Origin of the sequence: Staphylococcus sp. HMSC62B09 (assembly GCF_001839115.1) — a bacterium.
Classification (GTDB): domain Bacteria; phylum Bacillota; class Bacilli; order Staphylococcales; family Staphylococcaceae; genus Staphylococcus; species Staphylococcus haemolyticus.
Genome location: NZ_KV840085.1, coordinates 1 through 16,621 on the forward strand (window position 1 = coordinate 1; position 16,621 = coordinate 16,621).

At 33.9% G+C, this 16,621-nt stretch carries 16 protein-coding genes; all 16 read left to right on the forward strand.

The genetic code is table 11. The features are described from left to right. Positions 1-162: 162 nt before the first annotated feature. Positions 163-960, forward strand: a complete 798-nt coding sequence (locus tag HMPREF3265_RS00610; protein ID WP_070442258.1) for a thermonuclease family protein — start codon at positions 163-165, stop codon at positions 958-960. A gap of 154 nt (positions 961-1,114) precedes the next feature. After that, positions 1,115-3,166 (forward strand): ATP-dependent DNA helicase RecG, encoded by a 2,052-nt coding sequence (gene recG, locus HMPREF3265_RS00615; RefSeq protein WP_070442260.1) that lies wholly within the window; start codon positions 1,115-1,117, stop codon positions 3,164-3,166. Between the two features lie 135 nt (positions 3,167-3,301). Then, on the forward strand, positions 3,302-3,862 hold the full coding sequence (gene fapR, locus HMPREF3265_RS00620; protein WP_070442263.1) for a transcription factor FapR: 561 nt from the start codon (positions 3,302-3,304) through the stop codon (positions 3,860-3,862). Position 3,863: 1 nt separating this feature from the next. Continuing rightward, positions 3,864-4,850, forward strand: coding sequence for a phosphate acyltransferase PlsX (plsX, locus tag HMPREF3265_RS00625; RefSeq protein ID WP_070442266.1), 987 nt, complete (start codon positions 3,864-3,866; stop codon positions 4,848-4,850). Further along, on the forward strand, positions 4,843-5,772 hold the full coding sequence (gene fabD / locus HMPREF3265_RS00630) for an ACP S-malonyltransferase (protein ID WP_070442268.1): 930 nt from the start codon (positions 4,843-4,845) through the stop codon (positions 5,770-5,772). Before plsX ends, fabD begins: the two co-directional genes overlap by 8 nt. Further along, on the forward strand, positions 5,762-6,499 hold the full coding sequence (gene fabG, locus HMPREF3265_RS00635) for a 3-oxoacyl-[acyl-carrier-protein] reductase (protein WP_070442271.1): 738 nt from the start codon (positions 5,762-5,764) through the stop codon (positions 6,497-6,499). Before fabD ends, fabG begins: the two co-directional genes overlap by 11 nt. Positions 6,500-6,611: 112 nt before the next feature. Next, the gene (locus tag HMPREF3265_RS00640; protein ID WP_001830184.1) at positions 6,612-6,845 is read left to right on the forward strand and encodes an acyl carrier protein; all 234 of its coding nucleotides are present in this window, start codon (positions 6,612-6,614) and stop codon (positions 6,843-6,845) included. A gap of 70 nt (positions 6,846-6,915) precedes the next feature. Beyond that, positions 6,916-7,668, forward strand: a complete 753-nt coding sequence (gene rnc, locus HMPREF3265_RS00645) for a ribonuclease III (protein ID WP_370739552.1) — start codon at positions 6,916-6,918, stop codon at positions 7,666-7,668. Between the two features lie 84 nt (positions 7,669-7,752). Further along, positions 7,753-11,322 carry a chromosome segregation protein SMC gene (gene smc, locus HMPREF3265_RS00650; RefSeq protein WP_070442276.1) on the forward strand — a complete coding sequence of 1,190 codons (3,570 nt, stop codon included), beginning with the start codon at positions 7,753-7,755 and terminating at the stop codon, positions 11,320-11,322. Beyond that, the gene (ftsY, locus tag HMPREF3265_RS00655) at positions 11,319-12,542 is read left to right on the forward strand and encodes a signal recognition particle-docking protein FtsY (RefSeq protein WP_070442279.1); all 1,224 of its coding nucleotides are present in this window, start codon (positions 11,319-11,321) and stop codon (positions 12,540-12,542) included. The genes smc and ftsY overlap by 4 nt, the downstream gene beginning before the upstream one ends. Further along, positions 12,529-12,861 carry a putative DNA-binding protein gene (locus HMPREF3265_RS00660; protein ID WP_011275964.1) on the forward strand — a complete coding sequence of 111 codons (333 nt, stop codon included), beginning with the start codon at positions 12,529-12,531 and terminating at the stop codon, positions 12,859-12,861. Before ftsY ends, HMPREF3265_RS00660 begins: the two co-directional genes overlap by 14 nt. A 25-nt stretch (positions 12,862-12,886) precedes the next feature. Further along, positions 12,887-14,257 carry a signal recognition particle protein gene (ffh, locus tag HMPREF3265_RS00665; RefSeq protein WP_011275963.1) on the forward strand — a complete coding sequence of 457 codons (1,371 nt, stop codon included), beginning with the start codon at positions 12,887-12,889 and terminating at the stop codon, positions 14,255-14,257. Positions 14,258-14,503: 246 nt separating this feature from the next. Further along, positions 14,504-14,779 carry a 30S ribosomal protein S16 gene (rpsP, locus tag HMPREF3265_RS00670; protein WP_011275962.1) on the forward strand — a complete coding sequence of 92 codons (276 nt, stop codon included), beginning with the start codon at positions 14,504-14,506 and terminating at the stop codon, positions 14,777-14,779. Positions 14,780-14,897: 118 nt separating this feature from the next. Next, positions 14,898-15,401, forward strand: a complete 504-nt coding sequence (gene rimM, locus HMPREF3265_RS00675; RefSeq protein WP_011275961.1) for a ribosome maturation factor RimM — start codon at positions 14,898-14,900, stop codon at positions 15,399-15,401. Beyond that, positions 15,401-16,138, forward strand: a complete 738-nt coding sequence (gene trmD, locus HMPREF3265_RS00680) for a tRNA (guanosine(37)-N1)-methyltransferase TrmD (RefSeq protein WP_011275960.1) — start codon at positions 15,401-15,403, stop codon at positions 16,136-16,138. Before rimM ends, trmD begins: the two co-directional genes overlap by 1 nt. Positions 16,139-16,242: 104 nt before the next feature. Next, entirely contained in the window at positions 16,243-16,593 is a 351-nt protein-coding gene (gene rplS, locus HMPREF3265_RS00685; protein ID WP_011275959.1) for a 50S ribosomal protein L19, read from the forward strand. The last annotated feature ends 28 nt before the right edge of the window (positions 16,594-16,621 follow it).

The window sequence follows — 16,621 nt, forward strand, 5'->3', positions numbered from 1 at the left end:
TTTGGACTCATCAGTCCGATTTGACGTAGAGCCTTTTTTATATGGAGCTAAACTTTCATTTTCTTATAAGTGATTTAAGTGATAAAAATATTAAAATTTTAATAGTATTTTTTATGATGTTTAGTATAAAATATATGTATATTAAATATTAGGAGAATACTTATGGGGAATTTATATTTAGTATTTATTTGTCTTGTTATTAGTCTTATGTTACTCCTTTTTAAAAAGAAGGTTGCCATTGCAAGTTTGTCGATTTTAATAGCGTTTACCTCATTATTAGTAGTAATGCCACAGCACATTGTTAATGCGCAAAGTAATGTATTAACGAAAGAGAAAGTTAAATTTGTGAAGGGTATTGACGGAGATACTGTTCAACTACTTTACAAAGGGAAGAAATCGACTTTTAGATTGTTGCTTATCGATACACCTGAAACTAAAGATCCACGTAAACCTGTTCAAAAATATGGTCCAGAAGCTAGTCGTTTCACGACAAATATGTTAGCGAATGCTCGTACTATTCAAGTGCAGTTTGATAGAGGGCAACGCACAGATAAATATGGTCGTTATTTAGCGTATGTTTATGCTGATGGTAGAATGGTTAATGAAGCCGTTGTAAGACAAGGATTAGCACGAGTAACATACATTTATCCACCTAATAATACGTTCGAACAGATGTTGAAGGTGAGTCAATCGAAAGCTCAAGCTGAAAAGTTAAATATTTGGAGTACGACAACATCGAACTCTAAAACCAAGACAGGTCAGACATCTACTGCCAACTCTACTGTGAAGCCAACAACACCAAAGACCTCACCTTCAAAAACAACAAAAAAGCAATCTAAAGAATATTATAAAAATTGTACTTTGATGAGAAAGAAATATCCCAATGGAGTTAAAAAAGTACATCCTGCTTATCAATCTAAGTTAGACCGTGATAAAGATGGATGGGCATGTGAAAGATAAACATTAATCATATAGTGAATTAGGGTGCGAAACAATGAATTCGTAATGAATATTGTTTCGTACCTTTTTTATAGTGCAAAAGGCGTAACAATCAATTAATCAGCCTAATCATGATAAAATAAAGATTAATATTACAAATACTAGGTGAGAAGTTATGACTAAAGTCAATTTAATAGAAAGTCCGTATCCGCTTCAAAGTATCAAAGGACTAGGACCAAAAAGAATTGCTTTATTGCAAGAACTGAATATTAACACGGTTGAAGACTTAGTACTCTATCTACCGACTCGTTACGAAGATAATACAGTTGTAGATTTAAATATGGCTGAAGATCAATCTACAGTCACAATTGTCGGAGAAGTTTATTCGATGCCAACTGTCGCATTTTTCGGCAGAAATAAATCAAAGTTAACAGTACACTTGATGGTAGATAACATCGCGGTCAAGTGTATCTTCTTTAATCAACCATACTTGAAAAAGAAAATTGAACTTCATGGGACGGTAACTGTTAAAGGAAAATGGAATCGTGCAAAACAAGAAATAAATGGAAACAGGATGTTTTTTAATGAAAAATCACAAGATACAAATGAAATTAAGTTAGAACCTGTTTATCGTATTAAAGAGGGCATTAAACAAAAACAAATGCGGGATATGATTTATCAAACTTTAGATGATGTTACAATCCATGAATGGCTTACAGAAGAACTTAAACAGAAATATAAATTAGAATCTTTAGAGGATACACTATATGCCTTACATCGTCCCAAGGATCGACAGGACTTATTACGTGCTAGAAGAACATATGCCTTTACTGAGTTATTTATGTTTGAATTAAGAATGCAGTGGTTAAATCGTTTAGAAAAGTCATCTGACGAAGCTATTGAGATAAATTACGATATTCAAAAAGTGAAAGATTTTATAGAAACTTTACCTTTTGAATTAACTGATGCACAAAAAAAGAGTGTGAATGAAATCTTTAGAGATTTAAAAGCGCCGATACGTATGCACCGATTACTACAAGGTGATGTAGGATCAGGTAAAACAGTTGTTGCAGCAATATGTATGTATGCGTTGAAAACAGCGGGCTATCAATCAGCATTAATGGTCCCTACGGAAATTTTAGCTGAACAACATGCAAATAGTTTAATTAAACTGTTCGGTGAGTACATGAATGTAGCATTGCTGACAGGTTCTGTTAAAGGTAAAAAAAGAAAAGTTCTATTAGAGCAATTAGAAAATGGTACTATTGATTGTTTAATAGGTACACATGCGCTTATTCAAGATGATGTAACATTTCAAAATGTAGGACTTGTCATAACAGATGAACAACATCGTTTCGGAGTCAATCAACGTCAACTTTTAAGAGAAAAGGGTGCGATGACGAATGTACTCTTTATGACAGCAACACCAATTCCTAGAACACTTGCTATATCTGTATTTGGTGAAATGGATGTGTCATCCATTAAGCAACTACCTAAAGGGCGCAAGCCAATTATTACAAATTGGTCAAAGCATGAACAATATGAGCAAGTGCTATCACAAATGACGTCTGAACTTAAGAAAGGACGTCAAGCCTATGTAATATGTCCGTTGATTGAGAGTTCAGAGCATCTTGAAGATGTGCAAAATGTAGTCGAGTTGTATGAATCACTTAAACTACATTATGGAGAGGAAAAAGTAGGGTTATTACATGGTAAAATGTCAGCTGAAGAAAAAGATGAGGTTATGATGCGATTCAGTCAACATGATATAGATATACTAGTTTCAACAACTGTAGTTGAAGTTGGCGTCAATGTACCAAACGCGACATTTATGATGATATATGATGCAGACCGCTTTGGTTTATCAACGTTGCATCAATTAAGAGGTCGTGTAGGACGTAGTGAACACCAAAGTTACTGTGTCCTTATCGCATCTCCCAAGACAGAAAATGGCATAGAACGCATGACTATTATGACGCAAACAACGGACGGTTTTGAATTGAGTGAGCGTGATTTAGAAATGCGTGGTCCTGGTGACTTCTTTGGAGTTAAACAAAGTGGTTTGCCTGAATTTATGGTAGCGAACATTGTTGAAGATTATCGAATGCTTGAAGTAGCTCGAGACGAGGCGGCAGAGTTGATACAATCAGGTGAATTTTTTACAGAAACATATCAGCACTTACGTGAATTCATTAATCAGAACTTGCTACATATGAGTTTTGATTGATACTTAAAAGTCACTATTGTCAAAAAATAAAATATAGCACTATGATATTTGTTGAGCTTATCAAACGGAAAGTGTTATGATATGTGAGGAATGTTTAAGACTTGGTACTAATTTCACTTTTAAGGAGGGATTTAATTGAAATTGAAAAAAGCAGAACGTCGTCAGGCGATTCAAAAAGCAATTGAATTAAATCCCTTTATTACGGATAGTGAATTATGTGAACAGTTTGAAGTTAGTATTCAAACCATACGGTTAGATAGAACAAACCTAAGTATTCCAGAACTACGAAAGCGTATTAAATTAGTAGCTGAGCAAAATTATGAACAAATTCGTGCTCTAGAGGCAAATGAAGTGGTTGGAGATTTAATTCAAGTTGAACCAAATATATCCGCTCAATCCCTCATTGAAATTACTGAAGAATCCGTTTTTACGAAGACTCAGATAGCACGAGGTCATGTGTTATTTGCTCAGGCAAATTCGCTTTGTGTAGCCTTAATACATAAATCAACAGTGTTAACACAGGAAAGTAATGTAGCATTCATTGAGAAAGTTAAACTTAATGATACAGTAAGGGCAGAAGCACACGTTGTAAATAAAACTTCGCACCATTTTGTTATAGAAGTAAACTCATACGTAAGAGACACAATAGTGTTTAAAGGAACGTTTAAAATGTTTTATATAAGCGAGGATGAATGACATGGTTAAAATTGCTATTGATATGATGGGTGGAGATGACGCACCCGGTATCGTCTTAGAAGCTGTTGAGAAAGCAGTTAATGATTTTAAAGATTTAGAGATTATTTTATTTGGTGATAAAAATCAATACACACTCAATCATGAACGTATAGAATTTAGACATTGTTCTGAGAAAATAGAAATGGAAGACGAACCTGTAAGAGCTATTAAACGTAAGAAAGACAGTTCAATGGTAAGAATGGCAGAAGCAGTGAAAAATGGTGAAGCGGATGGATGTGTGTCTGCAGGTAATACCGGTGCGCTTATGTCAGCAGGTTTATTCATTGTTGGTCGTATTAAAGGTGTGGCAAGACCAGCACTTGTAGTCACTTTACCAACAATTGATGGAAAAGGATTTGTATTTTTAGATGTGGGTGCCAATGCAGATGCGAAACCTGAACATTTATTGCAATATGCACAACTTGGTAATATTTATGCTAAAAAAATACGTGGCATTCAAAATCCTAAAGTATCATTATTAAATATCGGTACAGAACCAGCTAAAGGTAATACATTGACTAAGAAATCTTACCAACTACTTAAAGGCGATCAAAGCTTTAACTTTGATGGTAATATTGAAGCTAAAACGTTAATGGAAGGTAATACTGATGTAGTAGTAACTGATGGATATACGGGTAACATGGTACTTAAAAATATCGAAGGTACTGCAAAATCAATAGGTAAAATGTTGAAAGAAACATTTTTAGGAAGTTTAAAAAACAAACTAGCAGCTTTAGTATTAAAAAAAGACTTAGATACATTTACTAAGAAGATGGATTATGCAGAATACGGTGGATCAGTATTATTAGGTCTTGACGGAACGGTTGTTAAAGCGCATGGTGGATCTAATGCTCGTGCGTTTTATTCTGCGATTCGACAAGCTAAAATTGCTGGCGATGAAAAGATTGTCGAGATTATGAGAGAGACGGTAGGTGGTAAGGATGAGTAAGGTAGCAATTATTTTCCCAGGTCAAGGTGCACAAAAAGTTGGCATGGCAAGTGATTTGTTTAATAAGGATACGAAAGCGACAAATATTCTAAATACAGCTCAAGAAGCAATGGACTTTGATTTATTGGAAACGATGTTTACAGATAATGAGAACAAACTAGGTGAAACTGAACATACACAACCAGCTTTATTGACGCATAGTATAGCGTTATATAGTGCATTAGATAATATTAATGCTGATTATACTATGGGACACAGCTTAGGTGAATATTCTAGTTTAGTTGCTGCAGGAGTATTAAAATTTGAAGATGCAGTTAAGATTGTTCGCAAACGTGGTCAATTAATGGCTCAAGCTTTTCCAAATGGTGTTGGTAGTATGGCTGCAGTATTAGGTTTGAGTTATGAAGAAGTAGACCGAATATGCAAAGAATTATCTACAAATGATGAATTGGTCGAACCAGCAAACATTAATTGTCCGGGTCAAATTGTAGTTTCAGGTCACAAATCACTTATTGATAAATTTGTTGAAGAAGGAAAATCGTTAGGTGCTAAACGTGTCTTACCTTTAGCGGTTTCTGGACCTTTCCATTCTTCAATGATGCAAGTGATTGAAAAAGACTTTGAGTCATTCATTAATCAATTTGAGTGGCATGATGCATCGTTACCGATAGTTCAAAATGTTAATGCACAGGGTGAAACTGATGCAGCAACAATTAAGTCCAATATGATTAAACAATTATATGCACCCGTTGAATTTATCGATTCAGTAGAATGGTTAATTGCGCAAGGTGTAAATCATTTTATAGAAATTGGTCCTGGTAAGGTCTTATCTGGTTTAATTAAGAAAATAAATCGCGATGTTAAATTGACATCAATTCAAACATTAGAAGATGTGAAAGGATGGAATAATCATGACGAATAAAAATGCATTAGTGACTGGTGCTTCAAGAGGTATTGGTCGTAGTATCGCATTACAATTGGCTGAAGATGGTTTCAATGTAGCCGTAAACTATGCAGGTAATAAAGAAAAAGCTGAAGCAGTTGTTTCTGAAATTAAAGCTAAAGGTGTTGAAAGTTTTGCGATTCAAGCAAATGTAGCTGAAGGCGACGAAGTTAAAGTTATGATTAAAGAAGTCGTTAGTCAATTTGGTTCGTTAGATGTACTTGTAAATAACGCTGGTATCACTCGGGATAACTTATTAATGCGCATGAAAGAACATGAATGGGATGATGTTATCAATACTAATCTTAAAGGTACATTTAATTGCATTCAAAAGGCTACACCTCAAATGCTTCGTCAACGTGGTGGTGCAATCATTAACTTATCAAGTATTGTAGGTGCCATGGGTAATCCAGGACAAGCTAACTATGTTGCTACTAAAGCAGGCATAGAAGGTTTAACGAAATCAAGCGCACGTGAACTTGCATCACGTGGTATTACTGTCAATGCGGTAGCACCTGGTTTCATTGTTTCGGATATGACAGACGCACTGAGTGATGATTTAAAATCACAAATGTTAGAACAAATACCTTTATCTCGATTTGGTGAAGATACAGATATAGCGAATACAGTAGCATTTTTAGCATCTGATAGAGCGAAATATATTACTGGCCAAACAATCCATGTCAATGGTGGCATGTACATGTAATTGAAGTACTTGAATTTTATTATCAGTGTTTAAGAAATGCTTGTATTTTACCCATTAAAATGGGAAAATATAGTAGTCTATGGATAGACACTTTTAAAGGAGGTGAATCGACGTGGAAAACTTCGATAAAGTAAAAGATATCATCGTTGACCGTTTAGGTGTAGATGCAGATAAAGTAACTGAAGACGCATCTTTCAAAGATGATTTAGGCGCTGACTCACTTGATATCGCTGAATTAGTGATGGAATTAGAAGATGAATTTGGTACTGAAATTCCTGATGAAGAAGCTGAAAAAATCAATACTGTTGGTGATGCAGTTAAATACATCAATAGTCTTGAAAAATAAAAACTTACATCTGAGTCGTCTACAAGATGGCTCAGATTTTTTTCTTAAGAATCAAACAAAGTATAAACATATGGGAGGTTCTAATGTGACTAATCCAAAAAAAATAGAAATGGTTAATGACTTTCAACAACAGTTTGCGAAGAAAATGAATGAGTTGGGATTTACATATTCAAATATTGACTTGTATCAACAAGCTTTTTCTCATTCAAGTTTTATCAATGACTTTAATATGGATCGTTTGGCACATAATGAGCGACTCGAATTTCTAGGCGATGCGGTATTAGAATTGACGGTATCACGCTACCTTTTTGATAAACATCCGGATTTACCAGAAGGTAATTTAACAAAAATGCGTGCAACAATTGTATGTGAGCCCTCACTTGTAATATTTGCTAACAAAATCGAGTTAAATCAACTTATCTTATTAGGTAAAGGTGAAGAAAAAACGGGTGGGAGAACACGCCCTTCATTAGTGTCCGATGCCTTTGAAGCTTTTGTCGGGGCTTTATATCTTGATCAAGGATTAGATATAGTTTGGCAATTTGCTGAGAAAGTGATTTTTCCATTTGTTGAGGATGATGAATTGGTTGGTGTTGTTGATTTTAAAACACAATTTCAAGAGTATGTTCATAGTCAAAATCGTGGAGATGTGATTTATCGTTTAATTAAAGAAGAAGGTCCAGCGCATCATCGATTGTTTACGTCGGAAGTCATTTTAGAGAATGAAGCAGTAGCAACAGGTCAAGGTAAAACTAAAAAAGAATCAGAACAAAAAGCGGCAGAGAGCGCTTATTCAAAATTAAAAAGCAATAATAATCTTTAACATATATTAAAGAAAACCATTAAACGGTAAAATATTGTCCTCCTCTCAACTAGAATGAGTGGAATGATTAACAAGGAGAATAGTATGGTGTATTTAAAATCAATTGATGCCATAGGTTTTAAATCATTTGCAGATCACACAGATGTTCAATTTGACAAGGGTGTAACTGCAATTGTTGGGCCTAATGGTAGCGGAAAAAGTAATATCACTGATGCCATTAAATGGGTATTAGGTGAACAGTCCGCCAAATCATTACGTGGCTCTAAAATGGAAGATATTATTTTTTCAGGAGCAGAACATCGAAACGCTCAGAATTATGCAGAAGTACAATTGAAACTTGACAATAAAGCTAGAAAGTTACAAGTTGATTCAGATGATATCGTTGTGACACGTCGTTTATATCGTAGTGGTGAGAGCGAATACTACCTTAATAATGATAAAGCGCGTTTAAGAGATATCACTGAATTATTCCTGGATTCTGGTTTAGGAAAAGAAGCATTTAGTATTATATCTCAAGGTAGAGTAGATGAAATTTTAAATGCTAAACCTATTGATAGACGACAAATACTTGAAGAATCAGCTGGTGTATTAAAATATAAGAAGCGAAAAGCTGAATCATTACAAAAGTTAGACCACACTGAAGATAATCTTACACGCGTAGAAGATATTTTATATGATTTAGAAGGACGCGTTGAACCATTAAAAGCTGAAGCATCAATTGCAAAAGAGTATTTAAAATTGTCTGAAGAGATGAAACAAAGTGATGTTATTGTTACTGTACATGATATCGACCAATATTCAGAGGATAATCGTCAACTGGATCAAAAATTAAATGATTTAAAAAGCCAACAAGCAGATAAAGAAGCAAAACAAGCTCAGATTAATAAATATATTCAAAAGCAAAAGTCTCAACGTCAACAAATTGATAATGACATTGAACAATTAAACTATGATTTAATCAAAGCTACTGAAGAATATGAAAAGTTCACAGGTCGATTGAATGTTTTAGAAGAAAGAAAACGAAATCAATCAGAAACGAATGCTCGTTTTGAAGAAGAGTTAGATAATTTACATCAAGAATTAAAAAATGCTCATAATGAAAAAGCTGATATTACTCAACAAATTACTGCCTTACAAGAAAAACAAAAAGAGTTGAATAATAGTATTCATCAATTAGAATCAAAACTGTATGTTTCTGATGAACAACATGACGAAAAATTGGAATCAATCAAAAATGAATACTATGAATTAATGTCTGAACAATCAGATGTAAATAATGATATTCGCTTTTTAGAGCATACGATTAAAGAGAATGAAGCGAAAAAATCACGCTTAGATTCTCGCTTGGTTGAAGCGTTCAATCAACTTAAAGCGTTGCAAAGTGAAATTTCTAATACAGAACGCAACCATCAAGCTACTGTTAAACAATTGAGCGATATTGAGACTCAAATAAGTCAACTAGAACAGCAGTTATCAAAAGCTAAACAAACTCAAACTGAATATGAAGATAAACTTTATCAGGCTTATCGATACACTGATAAAATGAGAGCTAGAATAGAGAGTTTAGAAACTCAAGAAGAGGATTATACTTATTTCTTTAATGGTGTTAAACATGTGTTAAAAGCTAAAAATAATTACCTACAAGGTATTCATGGTGCTGTTGCAGAAGTGATAAATGTGCCATCTGAATTGACTCAAGCGATTGAGACCGCATTAGGTGCTTCATTACAACATATCATAGTTGATAGTGAAAAAGATGGACGCCAGGCAATACAATTTTTAAAACAAAAGGGTCTTGGTAGAGCCACATTCTTACCATTAAATGTTATAAGATCGAGACAATTATCTAATAATATTAGACACATCGCTGAAAATACAAATGGATTTATCAATGTAGCTTCAGATGCGATTAAAGTTAATTCACAATATCAAGCTGTAGTTGAAAATTTAATAGGTACTACTATTATCGTAGACAATTTGAAACATGCTAATGAACTGGCAAGAGCTATCCAATATAAAACACGCATTGTAACTTTAGAAGGAGATATTGTTAATCCTGGTGGTTCTATGACCGGTGGTGGTGCGCGCAAGACGAAGAGTATTCTTTCACAAAAAGATGAACTGACAACTATGCGTAATCAATTAAAAGATTATGAATCACAAACACAAGATTTCGAGAAACAGCTACAAAAACAAAAAAATGAAGTTGAACATCTCAGCGAAACTTATTTTAAAATGAGTCAGAAATATAATGAAGTAAAAGAACAATCTCATAACGAAGCGTTAGAATTAGATCGACTTAAAACACAAGAAGCGCACATTAAAGATGAACATGAGGAATTTGAGTTCGAGAAAAATGATGGCTACCAAAGTGAAAATAGTCGCATTACTTTAACTGAAAAACAAGAGCGTTTAACTATTATTCAAGGTAAGTTAAAACAACTTGAAACAGATATTGAACGTTATACTCAATTATCTAAAGAAGGTAAAGAGAATACCACTCAAGTGCAACAACAATTAAACCAAAGACGTTCTGACTTAGCTGTAATTAAAGAACGAATAAATGCTCAAAAAGCGTCATTAGAACGTACAGATAAACAGATAGAGACGATTAACAAACAATTAACAAATGTTGACGATAAAATTAAACTCTTCAATTCTGACGAAATGATGGGGGAACAAGCATTTGAAAAATTACAACAACAGATAAAATCTAAAGAAAATGACCGACAATCCATCACTGATCAGTTAAAACAATTGAAAAAAGAACGTATTGATGTCAATGAACATGTTGAGTCACATGAAGCTACATTGCAAGAATGTCATCAAGATTTATTGTCAATTGAAAGTTTTTATCAAGATATAAAAGCACAACAATCGAAATTAGATGTATTGATTAACCATGCAATTGATCATTTGAATGATGAATATCAACTAACCGTTGAGCGGGCTAGAAGTGAATTCTCTTCAGAAACGCCAATTGATGCGTTGAGAAAGAAAGTCAAACTAACTAAAATGTCAATTGAAGAACTAGGGCCAGTAAATATAAATGCTATTGAGCAATTTGAAGAATTAAATGAGCGTTATACTTTCTTAGATGAACAACGTACAGACTTGCGTGAAGCGAAACAAACACTTGAACAAATTATAAGTGAGATGGACCAAGAAGTGAAAGGTCGTTTTAAAGAAACGTTTTTACAAGTGCAATCTCATTTTACGACAGTATTTCAGTCGTTATTTGGAGGTGGACATGCTAAATTAGAGTTAACAGATGATGATTATTTATCAGCTGGTGTCGATATTATTGTTCAACCACCTGGTAAGAAATTGCAACACTTATCTTTATTAAGTGGTGGTGAGCGTGCATTAAGTGCTATTGCACTACTATTTGCTATCTTGAAAGTAAGATCTGCTCCATTTGTTATACTAGATGAAGTAGAGGCTGCACTCGATGAAGCGAATGTAATTCGATACGCTCAATTTTTAAAAGAATTATCTATTCAAACTCAATTTATTGTTATTACACATCGAAAAGGAACTATGGAATATTCAGACCGTTTATATGGTGTGACGATGCAAGAGTCAGGTGTTTCAAAATTAGTAAGTGTCAACTTAAATACAATTGATGAGGTTATGAAGGAGGAACAAGCATGAGTTTCTTTAAACGATTAAAAGACAAATTTTCAACGAAATCTACTGAAGATATAGAACAAGAATTATCAGAAGAAGAAGGTTATCAAAGTAGCGCAACTCATGATGACAATGATGAAGTACAGATAGAACCGAAGAAAAAACCACGTAAATTAAGTGAAGCGGACTTTGATGACGATGGATTAATTTCAATTGAAGACTTTGAAGAAATTGAAGCACAAAAAATGGGTGCTAAATTTAAAGCGGGACTTGAAAAATCACGTCAGAACTTCCAAGAACAACTTAATAATTTGATCGCGCGTTATAGAACAGTAGATGAAGATTTCTTCGAAGCACTTGAAGAAATGTTAATCACTGCAGATGTTGGTTTCAACACAGTGATGCAATTAACAGAAGAATTACGTACTGAAGCTCAACGTCGAAATATACAAGAAACTGAAGATTTACGTGAAGTTATTGTTGAAAAGATTGTTGAAATTTATCATCAAGAAGATGACCAATCAGAAGCAATGAATCTCGAAGACGGCCGTTTGAATGTCATTTTAATGGTTGGCGTAAATGGTGTTGGTAAAACAACTACAATCGGTAAATTAGCACACAGATATAAAATGGAAGGCAAAAAAGTAATGCTTGCTGCTGGAGATACATTTAGAGCTGGTGCAATTGATCAACTACAAGTTTGGGGAGACCGTGTAGGTGTTGAAGTAATTCGTCAAAGTGAAGGTTCAGATCCTGCTGCAGTTGTATATGATGCAATTAATGCCGCTAAAAATAAAGGTGTCGATATATTAATTTGTGATACTGCAGGACGTTTACAAAACAAATCTAATTTAATGCAAGAATTGGATAAAATGAAACGTGTCATTAGCCGAGCTGTACCAGATGCACCACATGAAGCTTTATTATGCTTAGATGCAACAACAGGTCAAAACGCATTATCTCAAGCACGTTCATTTAAAGAAGTTACAAACGTATCAGGTATAGTATTAACTAAATTAGATGGTACTGCTAAAGGTGGTATTGTACTTGCGATTAGAAATGAACTTCATATACCTGTGAAATATGTAGGATTAGGTGAGAAACTTGATGACTTACAACCATTTAACCCAGAAAGTTATGTATATGGCTTATTTGCAGATATGATTGAACAAAATGAAGATATTCCAGATGAAGTTGCTGAATTAGATTTTAATAATGAGGATAATCCAAATGGGGAAAAATGATTTAGTTAAAACTTTGCGAATGAATTATTTGTTTGATTTTTATCAAACATTATTAACTGAAAAACAAAGAAATTATATGGAACTGTTTTATTTGAGAGACTATTCACTAAGTGAAATTGCAGAGACATTTGATGTGAGTAGACAAGCAGTTTATGATAATATAAGAAGAACTGGCGATTTAGTAGAAGATTATGAAGCTAAATTGAATTTGTATGAAAAATTTGAACAACGTCGTAAAATTTATGACGATATGAAACAAACATTAAATGATTCTAAGAAGTTAGAACAATACATTAATCAATTAGAAGAATTAGAATAAATAGAGATAAAGGAGGGCAATTGATATGGCATTTGAAGGATTATCTGATCGTTTGCAAGCTACGATACAGAGAATGCGTGGTAAAGGTAAAGTTACTGAAGCGGATATTAAAGCAATGATGCGTGAAGTACGATTAGCATTATTAGAAGCCGATGTAAACTTTAAAGTAGTTAAAGAATTTGTTAAGACAGTGTCAGATCGTGCCTTAGGATCAGATGTAATGCAATCATTAACACCTGGTCAACAAGTCATTAAAATTGTACAAGATGAATTAACTCAATTAATGGGTGGCGAAAACTCAACGATTAAAATGGCAAACAAGCCACCTACTGTTGTTATGATGGTTGGTTTACAAGGTGCAGGTAAAACAACAACAGCCGGTAAACTAGCATTATTAATGCGTAAAAAATATAATAAAAAGCCAATGTTAGTTGCAGCGGATATTTATCGTCCAGCGGCAATTAACCAATTACAAACGGTAGGTAAACAACTTGACGTTCCTGTTTATAGTGAAGGGGACCAAGTTAAACCGCAACAAATCGTTGAAAATGCATTAAAACATGCCAAAGAAGAACATTTAGATTTTGTAATCATTGATACAGCAGGTCGTTTGCATATTGATGAAGCGTTAATGAATGAACTTCAAGAAGTTAAAGAAATTTCTAAACCTAATGAAATCATGTTAGTTGTAGATGCTATGACTGGGCAAGACGCTGTTAACGTTGCTCAATCATTTGATGACCAATTAGACGTTACGGGTGTTACGTTGACTAAATTAGATGGAGACACTCGTGGTGGTGCTGCTTTATCTATTCGTTCAGTAACTCAAAAACCAATTAAATTTGTTGGTATGAGTGAGAAGATGGATGGACTTGAACTGTTCCACCCAGAGCGAATGGCTTCTCGTATACTTGGTATGGGAGATGTTTTAAGTCTTATTGAAAAGGCACAACAAGATGTTGACCAAGAAAAAGCTAAAGATTTAGAACAAAAAATGCGTAATTCTACGTTCACATTGGACGATTTCCTTGAACAATTGGATCAAGTTAAAAATCTTGGCCCACTTGATGACATCATGAAAATGATTCCAGGAATGAATAAGATGAAAGGCATGGATAAGTTAAATATGGATGAAAAGCAAATTGACCATATTAAAGCAATTATCCAGTCTATGACACCAAGTGAAAGAGAAAACCCAGCAGTACTAAATGTTTCAAGAAAAAAACGTATCGCCAAAGGTTCTGGGCGTTCACTACAAGAAGTGAATCGCTTGATGAAACAATTTAATGATATGAAGAAAATGATGAAGCAATTCAGTGGTGCTGGCCGTAAAGGTAAAAAAGGCAAACGTAGTCAAATGGAAAATATGTTAAAAGGTATGAACTTACCATTTTAATTAAGTGAAAATATCGAACGCTTCTCAAATAGTGTTCGATATTTTGATGTTTATTGAAAAAATAAATGTACTACCAAACATTTAGCAAAAGGTTCGGCCTAGCTAAAGCTAGTCCATAACCAAATCTACGGTTTTAAAAAAACCTAGATTTGGTAAAGAAAAAAGTCTTTACAAAATATCAAGTTACTGTTAATATTATTTCTTGTAGAAAATAAAAAGTAAAAGATATAAAGGAGAGTTTTATATATGGCAGTTAAAATTCGTTTAACTCGTTTAGGTTCAAAAAGAAATCCATTCTATCGTATCGTAGTAGCAGACGCACGTTCACCACGTGATGGTCGTATTATCGAACAAATCGGTACTTACAACCCAGCTAGTGTTAATGCTCCAGAAGTTAAAATTGATGAAGAATTAGCATTAAAATGGTTAAAAGACGGTGCTAAACCAACTGATACAGTTCATAATATCTTATCTAAACAAGGTATTTTAAAAACTTTTGATGAACAAAAACACGCTAAATAATTAGCTTAAACTTTATAAGTAAAGTAATAGAGGCGCCAACTGATGGCGCCTTTTTAAATACTGAAAAATCATGATATGATAAACAAAATGACATTAATGGATTAAATGAGGTGCAAATATGCAAGTTGAAGTTGGTCAAATCGTAAATACACATGGAATTAAAGGTGAAGTTAAAGTGAAATCTAATTCCGATTTTACGGATACCCGTTTCCAACCAGGTGAAGTATTGACGGTAAATCATCAAAATCATGAAGAACAATTGACGGTCTTATCTTACCGTGTTCATAAAGGATTTCATATGTTGAAATTTGAGGGAATAAATAACATTAATGACGTCGAACAATATAAAGGTGACTATTTGTACCAAGAACGCGATCATGAAGATATTGAATTAGCTGAAAATGAATATTACTACTCTGACATCATTGGAAGTACTGTATTTGATAATGACAATCAACCTATCGGCAGAGTTATCAATATTTTTGAAACAGGTGCAAATGATGTTTGGGTTGTTAAAGGAGAAAAGGAATATCTCATTCCTTATATAGCTGATGTAGTTAAAGAAATTGATATTGAAAATAAAACGATTCGTATAACACCTATGGAAGGGTTGTTAGATTAATGAAAATTGATTATTTAACTTTATTTCCTGAGATGTTTGATGGCGTACTCAATCACTCCATTTTAAAAAGGGCACAGGATAAAGAAATCATTAGTGTGAATACTGTGAATTTTAGAGATTATGCCATTAATAAACATAATCAAGTGGATGATTACCCATTTGGTGGTGGACAGGGTATGGTCCTAAAACCTGAACCAGTCTTCAATGCTATGAAAGATTTACAACGAACTGATCAAACGCGTGTCATTTTAATGTGTCCTCAAGGTAGACCTTTTTCACAAGAAATTGCACAAGAATTAAGCGAAGCTGAGCATATCGTATTTATTTGTGGACATTATGAAGGTTATGATGAACGTATAAGAACGCACCTAGTGACGGATGAAATTTCAATTGGGGATTATGTATTAACTGGAGGAGAATTGCCAGCGATGACGATGACAGATGCGATTGTGCGATTAATACCAGGTGTATTAGGAAATCAACAATCACATCAAGATGATTCGTTCTCAGATGGTCTATTAGAATTCCCTCAATATACGCGTCCAAGAGAATTTGAAAATATGACCGTTCCAGATGTATTATTATCAGGTAATCATGCAAATATTGAACAATGGCGACATGAACAAAAATTAATCCGTACTTATCATAAGCGACCGGACTTACTTGATCGATATCCTTTAACAGAAGACGATGAAAAATTTATAGAAAGCTATAAAAAGCAATTGAAAAACAATTAGTATTATGCTAATATATATCAAGTGTGAAAAGACACTAATTATCACTATGATCCGCTGCTATATGAATGTCTAGGCAAGAACATAGGTTGAAGGAGAGTATATCAATGAGTAATCATAAGTTAATCGAAGCAGTTACAAAATCACAATTACGTACAGACTTACCAACATTCCGTACTGGTGATACTTTACGTGTACACGTACGTATCGTAGAAGGTTCACGTGAACGTATCCAAGTATTCGAAGGTGTTGTAATCAAACGTCGTGGTGGAGGAATTTCTGAAACTTTCACAGTTCGTAAAATTTCTTCAGGTGTAGGCGTGGAACGTACATTCCCATTACACACTCCAAAAATCGAAAAAATCGAACTTAAACGTCGTGGTAAAGTACGTCGTGCTAAATTATACTATTTACGTAGTTTACGTGGTAAAGCTGCTAGAATCCAAGAAATTCGTTAATCAGCAAACTGAGTATAATAATAAGACA